The organism is Pseudomonas sp. PS01300 (assembly GCF_029960155.1).
In the GTDB taxonomy this organism is placed as follows: Bacteria; Pseudomonadota; Gammaproteobacteria; order Pseudomonadales; family Pseudomonadaceae; genus Aquipseudomonas; species Aquipseudomonas palmensis.
This window is the reverse complement of record NZ_JASCPN010000004.1, coordinates 123,864-138,163: the sequence shown is the minus strand read 5'-3', so window position 1 is coordinate 138,163 and position 14,300 is coordinate 123,864. Positions and strand designations below refer to the sequence as shown.

The window sequence follows — 14,300 nt, the reverse complement described above, 5'->3', positions numbered from 1 at the left end:
GACCGCGACACACACAAAAAGTCGCGGCGACCGGACTCACTGCCAAAGACCAGGAAAGGGGCTTAGATGCGTTTGACTATTGGGGTACTGCTCACGGCCCTGCTGACCCCGTTGGCCCATGCCGAGCTGATCGACGAGGTCAACGATCGAAATGAACTGCGTATCGCGATCAGCGCCGATTCCTCGACCAATATCCGCAAGCAAGGCCAGTGGACCGGCTTCGAGATCGGGCTGGGCCAGGCGCTGGCCAAGGAGCTGGATGTAGGGGTGGAGTTCGTGCCCGTCGACCATGACGAGTTGCTGGACGGTGTGGAAAGCGGCCGTTACGACATCGCCCTGGACCAGATCACCGCCAGCCCCGAGCTCAAGCAGCGCCTGGGTGTCAGCGAACCCTATACCGACGGCGACGACGACAAACGCTATGTGATGCCCTTCCAGAAGGACAACCCGGCCTTCGAGAAAGCCTTGAACGCCGCCCTGCAGCGCATCAAGGACAACGGGCGCATGACCGAGCTGGCGCAGCAGGCGGCGCGGCCCGCTGTCGAGCCCCAGGCCCAGACCCACACCGAGGCGGCGGATGCTGCCGTGGACACCGACGCACCTTAGGCGTCGAGGGCATCCAGGGCCTGCACGGCCGCGTCCAGCTCCAGTTCGCTGAACACCTGCACCCCGGCCCGGCGCAACAGCGCCGTGGTCACGCCCTCACCTTCCACCCTGGTGCCGCTGAACGTACCGTCATAGGTCAGCCGGTTGCCACAGGACGGGCTGCCCGACTTGAGCACGGCCACCCTTATGGCGTGGCGCTGCACCAGTGCCAGCGCCAGGTGTGCGCCCTGCACGAACGGCGCGGTCACGTCCTCGCCGGCTACCGTCACCACCCGGGCCTGGCCCTCCAGCACCGCACTGCCCTGCCCACCGGGAATTTCCGCAGGTGGCCGCGGGGTCGGCAGGCCGCCGGCGACCTCGGGGCACAACGGCACCACGCGACCCTCCCGCTGCCAGCCCTGGAGCACATCCGGATGCCCGCTGGCGCGACCGTCATAGCGCACCGGCTGCCCCAGCAGGCAGGCGCTGACCAGAACCTTGTGCATGCTAGAAGGGCTCGTTGCCGCGCCGACGGAACCAGCCGGTGAGCGACAACCGCTCGCGGTTGGCCGGCAGCACTTCGTGGGGGATCTCGCCGGAGAGGAACACCACCAGGCAACCGCCGGTCGGCTGCACATCGTGTTCCACATTGTCCTTGAGGGTCATGCGCAACTGCCCGCCATGTTCGGGCAGCCAGTCTTCGTTGAGGTAGATCACCGCCGAGACCATGCGCCGGTCGTCGTCGCGAAAGCGGTCCAGGTGCTTGCGGTAGAAGCCGCCGGGCGGGTACAGGGCGAAGTGGCACTCGAAGTCTTCCAGGCCCAGGAACAGGCCGCGGTTCATCGCTTCGCGCAGGCCGTCCATCAACCCCAGGTACTGGTCGCAGGCGTCCGAGTCACCGGGTTCGAGCCACTGGATATGGTCGTTGCGAATACCTTCGCGCACTTCCTGCGCGGGCCCTCGCCCGACCCCCGCAGGGGCCAGTTCGCCCTCGGCGGCGCGGCGGCGGCCCTCGGCCGCCAGTGCCCGCGTCAGCGGGGCCGGCAGGAACAGGTCGTGCTGCGACCAGCCACGGGTGGCCAGGTCGTCGACGATGCGCGACAGCAAGGGGTGATCAAGGGATATCTGCATGCCGCGCATAGTATCGAGCCGCCAGCAAAACCGACAGCGCCACTTGGCCGAGAGTGTGCATTGGCGTCTCGACAAAGCCCCGCCGGGCCACGGACAATAGCGGCCTGCCGACAGGAGTCCTGAATGCGCCGTTTGTTTTTTCTGCTGTTGATGATCTGCACCACGCCTGTCCTGGCAGATACCCACGACCAACTGTACAAGGTTGCCGGGTGGCCGGAGCAGCGCGCCCACTTCACCGATGCCCTCGATGCCGCCCAGCAGCGCTATCGCAGCAGCCTGCCGCCTGCAGTCTTCCAGGCCCTGGTGAACAACAGCAACCAGCGTTTCGAACCCACCGCCGTCGACCGCCGCGCCGAAGCCCAGTTGCGCGCCAACCTCAGCGACCCCAAGCCTGCGCTGGCGTTTTTTCAATCCCCCCTGGGGCGCAAGATCGTGGCGGCCGAGCTGCTGGCCACCCGCCGTGACCAGTTGGCCAAGAATGCCAAGGGCCTGCCCAAGATCGAGGCCAGCGACAGCCGCCTGCTGATCATCGGCCACCTGGCCCAGGCCCTGCCGGCCCGCGAGGCCGGTGCCGAGGTCAGCCTGGCGATTGCCGGGGTGGCGGCCGACAGCCTGAGCCAGATGATCCCCGGCCTGCTCGGTGGCAGCCAGGCCCAGGGCCTGCTCGACGGGCAGCGCCAGCGCCTGATGCAGCAGATCGAGGCCGACCTGAACAACACCCTGCTGTATGTGTATCGCGGGCTGTCGGATGCCGAACTCGACGCCTTTGCAAGCTTTGCCGAATCGCCCGAAGGCAAGGCGTACTATGCCGCCGCCCTGGCCGCAATCCGGGCTGGCCTGGCGGTCGGTCAGAGCACCTCCGACCTGCAGTGATCAGCCCAGGCGCTGGCCGATGAAGGCAAAGTAGTCTCGGCGTATTGCCGGCAGCTCGTTGACCAGGTGGTGGCGGGCTTCGGGCATCAGCAGAATCTGCGGTTCGGCGAACTTGGCCTTGAGCACCTCAAGGTTGTACGGCCAGTCCACAGTCATGTCGGCCTGCCCCTGCACGATCAGCGGCTGGCGCGGGCTGCATGGCGCCACCTCGATACGCTTGACCCACGCCATCAGCGCCCCGACCCAGGCAGTGGGCAGGCGCCGCGGCTGCAGCGGGTCGGCCTGCAGGAACGGCAAAAAGGTAGGGTCGTTGCTGTTGTCGCTGAAGCGCCGCTCGATGCCGGTGACGAAGTGGCGCAGCACCTGATAGCTGAATTTCGACCAGCGCCACGCACGCGGGCGTACCAGCGGCGCCAGCAGGATCACCTGGCCCTGGGCCGGGCTGTGCGCGCCGTGATGCAGCAGGTGGTCGACCAGGATGGCGCCGCCGGTGCTCTGCCCACACAGGTGCCAGGGTTGCGGCAGGTTCAGCGCCTGGCCCTGCTCGAACAGCGCCTGCAGCACGTCCTGATACACCGCAAAGTCATCGATGCTGGCGCGCTCGCCACTGGACAGCCCATGACCCGGCAGGTCGCAGGCGATGACCGCGAACTGCCGGGCCAGAGCCCATTCGATGGCGTGGCGGTAGAGGCCCATGTGGTCGTAGAAACCGTGCAGCAATACCAGCGTCGCCACAGGCGCGGCGGGCAGCCAGACCTGGGCGACCAGCTCGAAGCCTGCGGTGTCGAAACGCCCCAGCCAGCTGTCGACGCCGGGAATGTCCAGGCTGTAGAAATGCCGGTACGCCTGCGCCTGGGTCGACAACGGCTGACGCGCGGCCAGCGGTTGCAGGCTGGCACGCAGGGAGTCGGGCTGGAATGACGCGGGCATGGAAGTTACCAACAACGGGGCAAAGGATTGACCTGTGATATTCATCTGTTGCGAACGGCGTGGCAAGCTGGGGGACTTTTTTGTTGCCTGTGCCGCCCCCTCGCCCGTAGGCGCCGGCCTTGCCGGCGAAAAGATACACCCCTTTCCAGAATTGGTACCCCCGATGCCCCGCCACCTGCTCACCGGACTCACCCTGCTCCTCTGCGCCGCCGGCCTGTGGTGGGCCTACGACAGCTTCCAGGGCCGCTACCTGCGCCCCTTCGACAACCACACCGCACTGTTCGCCGGCGACACTCTGCGCCTGCCAGAAGACATCGCCGGCCCCGGCCCCGTCCGCCTGGTGCACTTCTGGGACCCGGCCTGCCCCTGCAACGTCGGCAACCAGCAGCACCTGGCCGAGCTGACCGAGCACTTCGCCGCCCAGGGTGTGGAGTTCTACGTGGTGCAAAAGCCCGGTACCCACGGCCAACTGCCCGCCACCCTCGGCGCGCTCAAGCCACTGGCCGATCTGCCCGGCGCCGAGCACCTGCCGGCAAGCCCTGCGGTAGCGATCTGGGACCGCAACGGCCAGCTCGCCTACTTCGGCCCCTACAGCGAGGGTGCCACGTGCAATTCGAGCAACAGCTTCATCGAGCCCATTCTGCTGGCCCTCACCCAGGGCCGCAGCGTGAACGCCACCCACACCCTGGCGGTGGGCTGCTATTGCCCCTGGGCCGGCTAGCGTACCCGTGCCGGATTGCCCATCGCTGTCGCCCCCGCCGGCACATCGCGGGTCACCACTGCGCCCGCGCCGACGATCGCATCATCACCAATGCTCACCCCTGGCAGAATCAGCGCACCGGCACCGATCCACACGTTGCTGCCGATGTTCACCGGGCGCCCGCTCTCCAGCCCCGAACGGCGGATGGCCGGATCGCGCGGATGGTCGGCGGTGAGGATCTGCACACCGGGGCCGATCTGGCAGTCGTCGCCGATGTGCACCTGCACCACGTCGAGGATCACGCAGTTGAAGTTGACGAACACGTTGGCGCCCAGCGTGATGTTGTAGCCGTAGTCGCAATGAAACGGCGGCCGGATCACCGCGCCTGCCCCCACCTTGGCGAAGTGCTCGACCAGCAGGGCATGACGCTGCTCGTTGAGCAGTTCGGGGGAATGGTTGTAGCGGTACATCCAGTGCTTGTTGGCAATCTGCTCGGCCTGCAGCTCGGGACAGCCGGCATGATAGAGCTGGCCGGCGAGCATTTTCTGCTTTTCACTGAGGTTCATCGGACCGTGGCTTCCTGGGATGGGTTAAGTTGCAGGGTCTATCCTGTGCCGAACATCTGACCGGCCAGGGCAAGGAACGATCCTCGCACAAGGAGCCCCGATGAAACGCAGCCTTACCCTTCTTGCGGTGCTCATCGCCGCCGTCGCCGGCGGCGGCTACTGGTATGCCCACAGCAAGCTGCCGCAACGCACCGGCGAAGTCACCGTGGCCGGCCTGCAGGCGCCGGTGAGCGTGCGCTACGACCAGCGCGGCGTACCGCACATCCAGGCGCAGAACGAAACCGACCTGTACCGCGCACTGGGCTACGTGCACGCCCAGGACCGCCTGTTCCAGATGGAAATCACCCGGCGCCTGGCCAATGGCGAACTGGCCGAGGTACTGGGCCCCAGGCTGGTGGAGACCGACACCCTGTTCCGCAGCCTGCGCATTGCCGAGCAGGCGCGCAGCATGGTCGCCCGCCAAGACAGGCAATCCCCGGCCTGGCTGGCCCTGCAAGCCTACCTGGAGGGCGTGAACGCCTGGCAGGACTCGCACCCCAGGCCCGTGGAGTTCGATGTGCTGGGCATCACACCGCGCCCGTTCACCGCCGAGGACACCCTGAGCATCGCAGGGTTCATGGCCTACAGCTTCGCCGCCGCGTTTCGTACCGAGCCGCTGCTGACCTACGTGCGCGATCACCTGGGCAAGTACTACCTCAGCGACTTCGACCTGGGTTGGGACCCCGAAGGCGCGGTGCAGACCCCGCCACACCTGGCCGCTGCCGACTGGCGCAGCCTGGGCCGCATCGCCCAGGTCAGCCACCAGGCGCTGGGCGATGCGGGCCTGCCGCAATTCGAGGGCAGCAACGCCTGGGCCGTCAGCGGCAGGCTCACCGCCAGTGGCAAGCCGCTGCTGGCGGGCGACCCGCATATTCGCTTCTCGGTGCCGTCGGTGTGGTACGAGGCCGAACTGTCGGCGCCGGGCTTTCACCTGTACGGCTACCACCAGGCGCTGAACCCGTTCGCCTCGCTGGGACACAACCGCGAGTTCGGCTGGAGCCTGACCATGTTCCAGAACGACGACCTCGACCTGATCGCCGAGCAGGTCAACCCGGACAATCCCGAACAGGTGAAGATCCACGGCCAGTGGCACGACCTCACCTCCACCCAGCAGCAGGTCCGGATCAAGGGGGAAGACCCGCTCACCCTCACCCTGCGCCGCTCGCCGCACGGGCCGATCATCAACCCCGCCGTCAGTGGGCATGAAAACGGCACGCCGATCGCGATGTGGTGGGCATTCCTGGAAACCGAGAACCCGATCCTGGAAGCCTTCTACGACATCAACCGCGCCAACACCCTGGACAGGATGCGTGCGGCCGCCGCCAAGATCCACGCCCCCGGCCTCAACCTGGTATGGGCCAACGCACAGGGCGACATCGGCTGGTGGGCGGCAGCGCAGTTGCCGATCCGCCCGGACGGGGTAAACCCGGCGTTCATTCTCGACGGCAGCACGGCCCAGGCCGACAAGCTCGGCTTCTACCCGTTCAGCGCCAACCCGCAGCAGGAGAACCCCGCCGCGGGCTACATCGTCTCGGCCAACTTCCAGCCGGTGTCGCCCACCGGCATGGTCATCCCCGGCTACTACAACCCGCCGGACCGCGGCCGCCAGCTCAACAACAACCTGGCCTCGCCCGGCGTGAAGTGGGACCTGCACAACAGCCAGGCGTTGCAGCTGGACACGGCCACCGCCTATGGCCCGCACCTGCTCACACCGCTGCTGTCGGTGCTGCGCCAGGTGGTCACCGACGTACACGAGCGCGAGCTGGTCGAGCAACTGGCCGCGTGGCGCGGCGACTACCCGGTGGAATCGACCAGCGCCACGCTGTTCAACCAGCTGCTGTACGAATTCGCCCGCGCCGCCACTCATGACGAGCTCGGTGACGAATGGTTCGAGACGCTGCTGTCGACGCGCATGGTGGATACCTTGCTGCCGCGCCTGGCCGCGGACGTGGATTCGCAGTGGTGGGCGCGCAAGGGCAGCAACGCGCACAGTGACCGCGAAACGGTGGTCAAGCTGGCCTGGGACAACACCCTGGCGCACCTGCGCACCACCCTGGGCAAGGACCCGGCGAACTGGCAGTGGGGCAAGGCGCACACGTTGACCCACGGGCACCCGCTGGGTGCGCAGAAGCCGCTGAACCTGCTGTTCAACATGGGGCCATTCGCGGCGCCGGGCGCGCATGAGGTACCGAACAACCTGTCATCCAGAATCGGCCCGGCACCGTGGCCGGTGACCTACGGGCCATCGACGCGGCGCGTGATCGATTTCGCCGATGCGGGGGCGGCGCTGAGCATCAACCCGCTCGGGCAGAGCGGCGTGGTGTTCGACAGGCACTATGCCGATCAGGCGCAGGACTATATCGACGGCAGGTATCAGCGGGCGCTGATGGGGTTGGCGGGGGAGACCGAGGGGACGTTGCGGCTGGTGCCCTAGGGCTGCTGTGCAGCCCATCGCAGGTCACGCCCGCTCCCACAGGGGTCTGCGGTGTTCGCAAAACCTGTGGGGGCGGGCGTGACCCGCGATGGCTTTTTCAGATCAGGCCGAGACCTGCGCCGCAGTGGCGCGGCGCACGTCCGGCTGCTTCCACGAATCCGCGGCGCTTTCTTCGATGGCTTGCTGGATCGCGCGCTTGCGACGCTCTTCGGCACGGCGGCTGAAGTACCAGACCATGAAGGTCACCAGCGACACGCTGAGCAGGATCAGGCTGGCCACCGCGTTGATCTCCGGCTTCACGCCCAGGCGCACCGCCGAGAACACTTCCATCGGCAAGGTGGTCGAACCCGGCCCGGACACGAAGCTGGCCAGCACCAGGTCGTCCAGCGACAGTGCGAACGACATCATGCCGCCCGCCGCCAGCGACGGCGCGATCATCGGGATGGTGATCAGGAAGAACACCTTCCACGGCCGCGCGCCCAGGTCCATGGCCGCCTCTTCGATGGACAGGTCCAGCTCGCGCAGGCGGGCCGACACCACCACCGCCACATAGGCGGCGCAGAACGTGGTGTGAGCGATCCAGATGGTGACGATGCCGCGCTCCTGCGGCCAGCCGATCATCTGCGCCATGGCCACGAACAGCAGCAACAGCGACAGACCGGTGATCACCTCAGGCATTACCAGCGGTGCGGTGACCAGGCCACCGAACAGCGTGCGCCCCTTGAAGCGGGTCACGCGGGTCAGTACGAACGCCGCCAGGGTACCCAGCGCCACCGCGGCCACCGCGGTGTAGCAGGCGATCTCCAGCGAGCGCATCACCGAGCCCATCAGCTGGGTGTTGTCGAGCAGGCCCACGTACCACTTCACCGACCAGCCCCCCCACACCGTCACCAGCTTGGAGGCGTTGAACGAGTAGATCACCAGGATCAGCATGGGCAGGTAGATGAACAGCAGGCCTACCACCAACATCAGTTTGGAGAAACTGAAACGCTTCATGCCCTGCCCTCCATCTCTTTGGCCTGGCTGCGGTTGAACAGCAGGATGGGCACGATCAGGATTGCCAGCATCACCACCGCCAGGGCGGAAGCCACCGGCCAGTCACGGTTGTTGAAGAATTCCTGCCACAGCACCTTGCCGATCATCAGGGTTTCCGGGCCGCCCAGCAGCTCGGGGATCACGAACTCGCCCACCACCGGGATGAACACCAGCATGCAGCCGGCCACGATGCCGTTCTTGGACAGCGGCACGGTGATTTTCCAGAAGCTGTTGAAGGTGCTCGAACCCAGGTCGGACGCCGCTTCCAGCAGGCTCTGGTCGTGTTTGACCAGGTTGGCGTAGAGCGGCAGGATCATGAACGGCAGGTACGAATAGACCACGCCGATATACACCGCCAGGTTGGTGTTGAGGATCTGCAGCGGCTGATCGATCAGCCCCAGCCACATCAGGAAGGCATTGAGCAGCCCGTTGTTGCTGAGGATGCCCATCCACGCATACACGCGGATCAGGATCGCCGTCCAGGTCGGCATCATGATCAGCAGCAGCAACACGGTCTGCATTTCCTTGCGCGCGTTGGCGATGGCGTAGGCCATCGGGTAGCCGATCGCCAGGCACAGGATCGTGCTGATCAGGGCCATCTTCAACGAGCCCAGGTAGGCCGCGATGTACAGCTCGTCCTCGGTCAACAGGCCATAGTTGGCCAGGTTGAGTACCAGCTGCACCTTGTCTTCGAGGTAGGTGAAGATCTCGGTGTACGGCGGGATCGCCACGTCGGCTTCGGCAAAGCTGATCTTCAGCACGATGAAGAACGGCAGCATGAAGAACAGGAACAGCCACAGGAACGGCACCCCGATCACCAGGTGACGCCCTTCGGGTATCAATCGCTGAAACGCTCGCTTGAGCTTGCGCGCTGTCATGACCGCAGGACCACGCCGCTGTCGTCTTCCCACCACACGTAGACCTGGTCATCCCAGGTCGGCCGGGTGCCCTGGCGCTCGGCGTTGGCGACGAACGACTGCACGATCTTGCCGCCTGGCAGCTCCACGTAGAACACCGAATGGCCACCCAGGTAGGCGATGTCATGCACCTTGCCGTGGGACCAGTTGAACTCGAAGCTCGGCTGCTCGGTGGTCACCAGCAGTTTTTCCGGACGCAGCGCATAGGTGATGCGCTTGTCTTCGACCGAGGTGGTCACACCGTGGCCCACGTAGATCTTGCGCTCGAGCTCGGGGCTGGCGATCAGCGCGTGGCCCTCGGCGTCCTCGACCACTTCGCCTTCGAACAGGTTGACGTTGCCGATGAACTCGCACACCAGGCGGCTGGTGGGGGTTTCGTAGATATCGATGGGGCTGCCGATCTGGGCAATCCAGCCCAGGTGCATGATCGCGATGCGCTGGGCCATGGTCATGGCCTCTTCCTGGTCGTGGGTCACCATCACGCAGGTCACGCCCACGCGCTCGATGATCTCCACCAGTTCCAGCTGCATCTGCGAACGCAGTTTCTTGTCCAGCGCGCCCATCGGCTCGTCGAGCAGCAGCAGCTTGGGCCGCTTGGCCAGCGAACGGGCCAGGGCCACACGCTGACGCTGGCCACCGGAGAGCTGGTGCGGCTTGCGCTTGGCGTACTGGGTCATGTGCACCAGCTTGAGCATCTCGGCCACCCGCGCCTCGATCTCGTCCTTGCTCATGCGGTCCTGCTTGAGGCCGAAGGCGATGTTGTCGGCCACGCTCATGTGCGGGAACAGCGCGTAGGACTGGAACATCATGTTGATCGGCCGCTCGTAGGGCGGCATATCGGTGATGTCCACGCCATCGAGGAAGATCCGCCCTTCGGTCGGGCGCTCGAACCCTGCCAGCATGCGCAGCAAGGTGGACTTGCCCGAGCCGGAGCCACCGAGCAGCGCGAAGATCTCGCCCTTCTTGATCTCCAGGGACACATCGTCCACCGCTACGGTTTCGTCGAACTTCTTTGTAACCCGGTCGATCTTGACCAGCACCTGTTTAGGTTGCTGATCGCCTTCTAGGGCTTTCTTATAGGCACCGGAGGCAACTGCCATGTGTGAAACTCCCAACAAGATTTTGGTGCCCGCCCCTGCCGTGACGGGCCCTGGATAGTTACTTGCCCGACTTGATCTTGGTCCAGCTTCGGGTCATCAAACGTTGCACTTTGGGGGGTAACTCTGAGTTGACGTACAGCTTGTCCAGCACCTCTTGCGGTGGGTAAACCGCTGCGTCGGTTCGCACGCTCTGGTCCATGAGTTCGCCAGCCTTGGGGTTCGGGTTGGCGTAACCGACGTAATCGCTGACCTGGGCGATGACCTCAGGCTTGAGCAGATAGTTGATGAAGGCGTGGGCCTCTTTGACGTTCTTGGCGTCCTTGGGAATCGCCAGCATGTCGAACCAGAGGTTGCCGCCTTCCTTGGGGATCGCGTAGGCGATTTCCACGCCCTTGCCCGCCTCTTCGGCGCGGGACTTGGCCTGGAACACGTCGCCGGAGAAGCCGGCGGCCACGCAGATGTCGCCGTTGGCCAGGTCCGAGATGTACTTGGACGAGTGGAAGTAGGTCACGTAGGGACGTATGGCCAGCAGCTTCTTCTCGGCGTCGGCGTAGTCCTTGGGGTTGGTGCTGTTGGGGTCGCGGCCCATGTAGTTGAGCACCGCCGGCAGCATCTCGTCGGCCGAGTCGAGGAACGCCACGCCGCACTTGGAGAGTTTCTTGATGTTTTCCGGCTCGAACAGCACGGCCCATGAATCGATGGTGTCGGTGCCCAGCGCGGCCTTGACCTTCTCGACGTTGTAGCCGATGCCATTGGTGCCCCACAGGTAGGGGACCGCGTACTGGTTGCCCGGGTCGTTCTTCTCCAGGCGCTTCATCAGGGCCGGGTCGAGATTGGAATAGTTGGGCAGCAGCGTCTTGTCGAGCTTCTGGAACGCGCCCGCCTTGATCTGCTTGCCGAGGAAATGGTTGGACGGCACCACCACGTCATAGCCGGTGCGACCGGCCAGCAGCTTGCCTTCCAGGGTTTCGTTGGAATCGAAGACGTCCTGCACCGGCTTGATGCCGGTCTCCTTTTCGAAGTCCGCAAGGGTGGTCTGGCCGATGTAGTCCGACCAGTTGTAGATATGCACCGTGGGCGCCGCCTGGACACTGATCGCCAGCGTCAGGCTCGCTGTGGCCAGGACGGCCTTGCGAAAATGTGAAGTAGACAAGTGGGAGGTCCTCTACAAAAGTGCCCGAGTCGTTTGGCAAATACGCCTGCGGTACCGGCAAACCGGCGCGCAACTTACCTTCGATACACCCATCGAGCAAAAAGAATTTGCCCTCGAGCCCCGTTCAGGCACTGTTTTTCAGTGCCTGACGGGAAAAACCGGATTTATTTGCCCGATTTGATCTTGGTCCAGCTGCGGGTGATCAGGCGCAGGGTGCCTGCATCCAGGTCGCTGATCGCGTACAGGTGCTTCTTCACTTCATCCGACGGGTAGATGCTCGGGTCGCCGGAGATGTCCTTGTCCACCAGAGCGGTGGCTGCCTTGTTGCCGTTCGGGAAGCGCACGGCGTTGGTGATCTCGGCCATGACTTCCGGCTGCATCAGGAAGTCCATGAACTTGTAGGCTGCTTCGACATTGGTGGCGTCCTTGGGAATCGCGACCATGTCATAGAAGGTGCCGGCGCCTTCTTTCGGAATGCTGTAGGCCAGCTTGACCTTGTCGCCCGCTTCGTGGGCACGGGCCTTGGACTGCTCCAGGTCACCCGAGTAACCCACGGCCACGCAGATGTTGCCGTTGGCCAGGTCCGAGATGTACTTGGAGGAATGGAAGTACGCCACCGATGGGCGAATGCTCAGGAACAGGTCTTCGGCGGCCTTCAGGTCTGCCTTGTCCTTGCTGTTGGTCGGCTTGCCCAGGTAATGCAGGGCCGCCGGGATCATTTCGGTCGGTGCGTCGAGGAAACTCACGCCGCAGCTCTTGAGCTTGGCGATGTTTTCCGGCTTGAACACCACGTCCCACGAGTCGATCTTGTCGACGCCCAGCGCGGCCTTGACCTTCTCGGGGTTGTAGCCGATGCCGATGCTGCCCCACATGTACGGGAAGGCATGCTTGTTGCCCTGGTCACTGGCATCGCCCACGGCCTTGAGCAGGTCTTCGTCGAGGTTCTTCCAGTTCGGCAGCTTGGACTTGTCCAGCTCCTGGTACACACCGGCCTTGATCTGCTTGGCCAGGAAGTTGTTGGACGGTACCACCACGTCGTAGCCCGACTTGCCGGCCAGCAGCTTGGCTTCCAGGGTTTCGTTGCTGTCGAACACGTCGTAGACCACCTTGATGCCCGACTGCTTCTCGAACTTGGCGATGGTGTCCGGCGCAATGTAGTCGGACCAGTTGTAGACGTGCAGCACCTTGTCGTCCGCCTGAACAGCACCGGCCATCAACCCCGCGAGGGTAGCGGCCAACAGCGTCTTGCCCATTTTCTTCATGCGTAATGCTCCAGAATTTTTTATAGAAACCATCTGTTCAGCGACCGACTCGTTCGGCGCAAGCGCTGGGCGACTGAAACAGTCGCTAGTCTGGCAAGATCCACGGCGCGGTTTCAACCAGAGTGCGCCGCAGATCGCCATTCAACCCAAGGCTGAGCCTAGCACCTGCTCACTTCAACGCTTCGAGCGTCAGGTCCAGGCATTTGCGTGCCTTTTCCACCAGCTCGTCGATCTCCTCGCAGGTGATGACCAGCGGCGGCGCGATGATCATGGTGTCGCCCACGGCGCGCATGATCAGCCCGTTGTCGAAGCAGAACTGGCGGCAGATCATGCCTACGCCCTTGCCCTCGTAACGGGTGCGGGTCGTCTTGTCCTTGACCAGTTCGATCGCGCCGAGCATGCCCAGGCCACGGACCTCGCCCACCAGCGGATGATCGTTCAGCTCACGCAGACGTTTCTGCAAATACGGTGCCGTTTCTGCCTGAACGCGCTCGATGATTTTCTCGTCGCGCAGGATCCGCAGGTTTTCCAGGGCCACTGCTGCTGCCACCGGGTGGCCGCTGTAGGTGAAGCCGTGGTTGAAGTCGCCGCCTTCACTGAGCACGGCCGCCACTTCGTCCCGCACGATCACGCCGCCCATGGGGATGTAGCCCGAAGTCAGGCCCTTGGCGATGGTCATCAGGTCGGGCTTGAGGCCGTAGTAGTCGGTACCGAACCACTGGCCGGTACGACCGAAACCGCAGATCACCTCATCGGCAATGAACAGGATTTCGTACTTGGCGAGGATTTCCTTGATCTTCGGCCAGTAGGTTTCTGGTGGGATGATCACCCCGCCAGCACCTTGGATCGGCTCGGCGATAAAGGCGGCGACGTTGTCTTCGCCGACCTCGAGGATCTTCTTCTCCAGTTGCTCGGCGGCCCATACGCCGAACGCGTCCGGGGTCATGTCGCCGCCTTCGCCGAACCAGTACGGCTGCGCAATATGCACGATGCCCGGCAGCGTACCGCCCTGCTCGTGCATGCCGCTCATGCCGCCCAGGGCAGCGCCGGCCACGGTGGAGCCGTGATAGCCGTTGACCCGACCGATGATCACCTGCTTCTGCGGCTTGCCCTTGAGCGCCCAGTAATGGCGGACCATGCGCAGGTTGGTGTCGTTGCCTTCGGAGCCGGAGCCGGTGAAGAACACATGGCTCATGCCCGCAGGGGCCACCTCGGTGATCGCCCGGGCCAGCTCCAGCGCCGGCGGGTGGGCGGTCTGGAAGAACAGGTTGTAGTACGGCAGCTCGCGCATCTGGCTGGCTGCCGCCTCGGCCAGTTCTTCACGGCCGTAGCCGACGGCCACGCACCACAGCCCGGCCATGCCGTCGAGGATCTTGTTGCCCTCGCTGTCCCACAGGTGCACGCCCTTGGCCTTGGTGATGATCCGCGGGCCTTTTTCCTTCAGCTGCTTGTAGTCGCTGAACGGCGCCAGGTGATGATCACGACTCAGGTCTTGCCACTCGCGGGTTTGCGGGTTCTTGACGCTCATGTGCTTCTCCGATGACTGACGGCCGCGCTCCTGCGGCCCCGGGGTTT

The 14,300-nt window shown here is 64.6% G+C and carries 14 protein-coding genes; 4 read left to right on the top strand and 10 right to left on the bottom strand.

All coding sequences use genetic code 11. The annotated features are described in order from the left end of the window. The first annotated feature begins 66 nt into the window (after nt 1–66). The gene (locus tag QMX96_RS03950; RefSeq protein ID WP_043863438.1) at nt 67–606 is read left to right on the top strand and encodes a transporter substrate-binding domain-containing protein; all 540 of its coding nucleotides are present in this window, start codon (nt 67–69) and stop codon (nt 604–606) included. Here QMX96_RS03950 and QMX96_RS03945 read toward each other — a convergent pair. Both QMX96_RS03945 and QMX96_RS03940 read right to left on the bottom strand, forming a co-directional pair. Beyond that, complete coding sequence (locus QMX96_RS03945; RefSeq protein ID WP_229588982.1) at nt 603–1,091, bottom strand: DUF523 domain-containing protein; 489 nt, start codon at nt 1,089–1,091, stop codon at nt 603–605. The genes QMX96_RS03950 and QMX96_RS03945 overlap by 4 nt on opposite strands. Nucleotide 1,092: 1 nt before the next feature. Beyond that, a complete protein-coding gene (locus QMX96_RS03940) occupies nt 1,093–1,725 on the bottom strand; it encodes a 2OG-Fe(II) oxygenase (protein ID WP_282361202.1) in 633 nt (210 codons plus the stop codon). A 114-nt stretch (nt 1,726–1,839) separates the two neighbouring features. Between QMX96_RS03940 and QMX96_RS03935 the strand changes: the two genes are divergently transcribed. Further along, entirely contained in the window at nt 1,840–2,589 is a 750-nt protein-coding gene (locus tag QMX96_RS03935; RefSeq protein WP_043863435.1) for a DUF2059 domain-containing protein, read from the top strand. Here the strand turns inward: QMX96_RS03935 and QMX96_RS03930 are convergent, their stop codons facing one another. After that, nucleotides 2,590–3,519: an alpha/beta hydrolase gene (locus tag QMX96_RS03930; protein WP_043863434.1), complete on the bottom strand. Its 930-nt coding sequence runs from the start codon at nt 3,517–3,519 to the stop codon at nt 2,590–2,592. A 163-nt stretch (nt 3,520–3,682) separates the two neighbouring features. Between QMX96_RS03930 and QMX96_RS03925 the strand changes: the two genes are divergently transcribed. Further along, entirely contained in the window at nt 3,683–4,240 is a 558-nt protein-coding gene (locus QMX96_RS03925; RefSeq protein ID WP_043863433.1) for a DUF6436 domain-containing protein, read from the top strand. Here the strand turns inward: QMX96_RS03925 and QMX96_RS03920 are convergent. Next, the gene (locus QMX96_RS03920) at nt 4,237–4,785 is read right to left on the bottom strand and encodes a sugar O-acetyltransferase (RefSeq protein ID WP_282361201.1); all 549 of its coding nucleotides are present in this window, start codon (nt 4,783–4,785) and stop codon (nt 4,237–4,239) included. The genes QMX96_RS03925 and QMX96_RS03920 overlap by 4 nt on opposite strands. Nucleotides 4,786–4,885: 100 nt before the next feature. Here QMX96_RS03920 and QMX96_RS03915 point away from each other — a divergent pair, with 100 nt between their 5' ends. Further along, entirely contained in the window at nt 4,886–7,258 is a 2,373-nt protein-coding gene (locus tag QMX96_RS03915) for a penicillin acylase family protein (RefSeq protein ID WP_282361200.1), read from the top strand. Between the two features lie 102 nt (nt 7,259–7,360). Here QMX96_RS03915 and QMX96_RS03910 read toward each other — a convergent pair whose 3' ends face one another. The 6 genes from QMX96_RS03910 to QMX96_RS03885 form a co-directional block, all read right to left on the bottom strand. Then, nucleotides 7,361–8,254 carry an ABC transporter permease subunit gene (locus QMX96_RS03910; RefSeq protein WP_043863430.1) on the bottom strand — a complete coding sequence of 298 codons (894 nt, stop codon included), beginning with the start codon at nt 8,252–8,254 and terminating at the stop codon, nt 7,361–7,363. Continuing rightward, nucleotides 8,251–9,132, bottom strand: a complete 882-nt coding sequence (locus QMX96_RS03905; protein ID WP_173925095.1) for an ABC transporter permease subunit — start codon at nt 9,130–9,132, stop codon at nt 8,251–8,253. The genes QMX96_RS03910 and QMX96_RS03905 overlap by 4 nt, the downstream gene beginning before the upstream one ends. A 35-nt stretch (nt 9,133–9,167) precedes the next feature. After that, the gene (potA, locus tag QMX96_RS03900) at nt 9,168–10,310 is read right to left on the bottom strand and encodes a polyamine ABC transporter ATP-binding protein (protein ID WP_043863428.1); all 1,143 of its coding nucleotides are present in this window, start codon (nt 10,308–10,310) and stop codon (nt 9,168–9,170) included. Nucleotides 10,311–10,368: 58 nt separating this feature from the next. Next, on the bottom strand, nt 10,369–11,463 hold the full coding sequence (locus QMX96_RS03895) for a polyamine ABC transporter substrate-binding protein (protein WP_043863427.1): 1,095 nt from the start codon (nt 11,461–11,463) through the stop codon (nt 10,369–10,371). A 164-nt stretch (nt 11,464–11,627) separates the two neighbouring features. Continuing rightward, entirely contained in the window at nt 11,628–12,725 is a 1,098-nt protein-coding gene (locus tag QMX96_RS03890) for a polyamine ABC transporter substrate-binding protein (protein WP_043863426.1), read from the bottom strand. 169 nt (nt 12,726–12,894) lie between these two features. Then, nucleotides 12,895–14,253: an aspartate aminotransferase family protein gene (locus QMX96_RS03885; RefSeq protein WP_282361199.1), complete on the bottom strand. Its 1,359-nt coding sequence runs from the start codon at nt 14,251–14,253 to the stop codon at nt 12,895–12,897. Nucleotides 14,254–14,300: the final 47 nt, after the last annotated feature.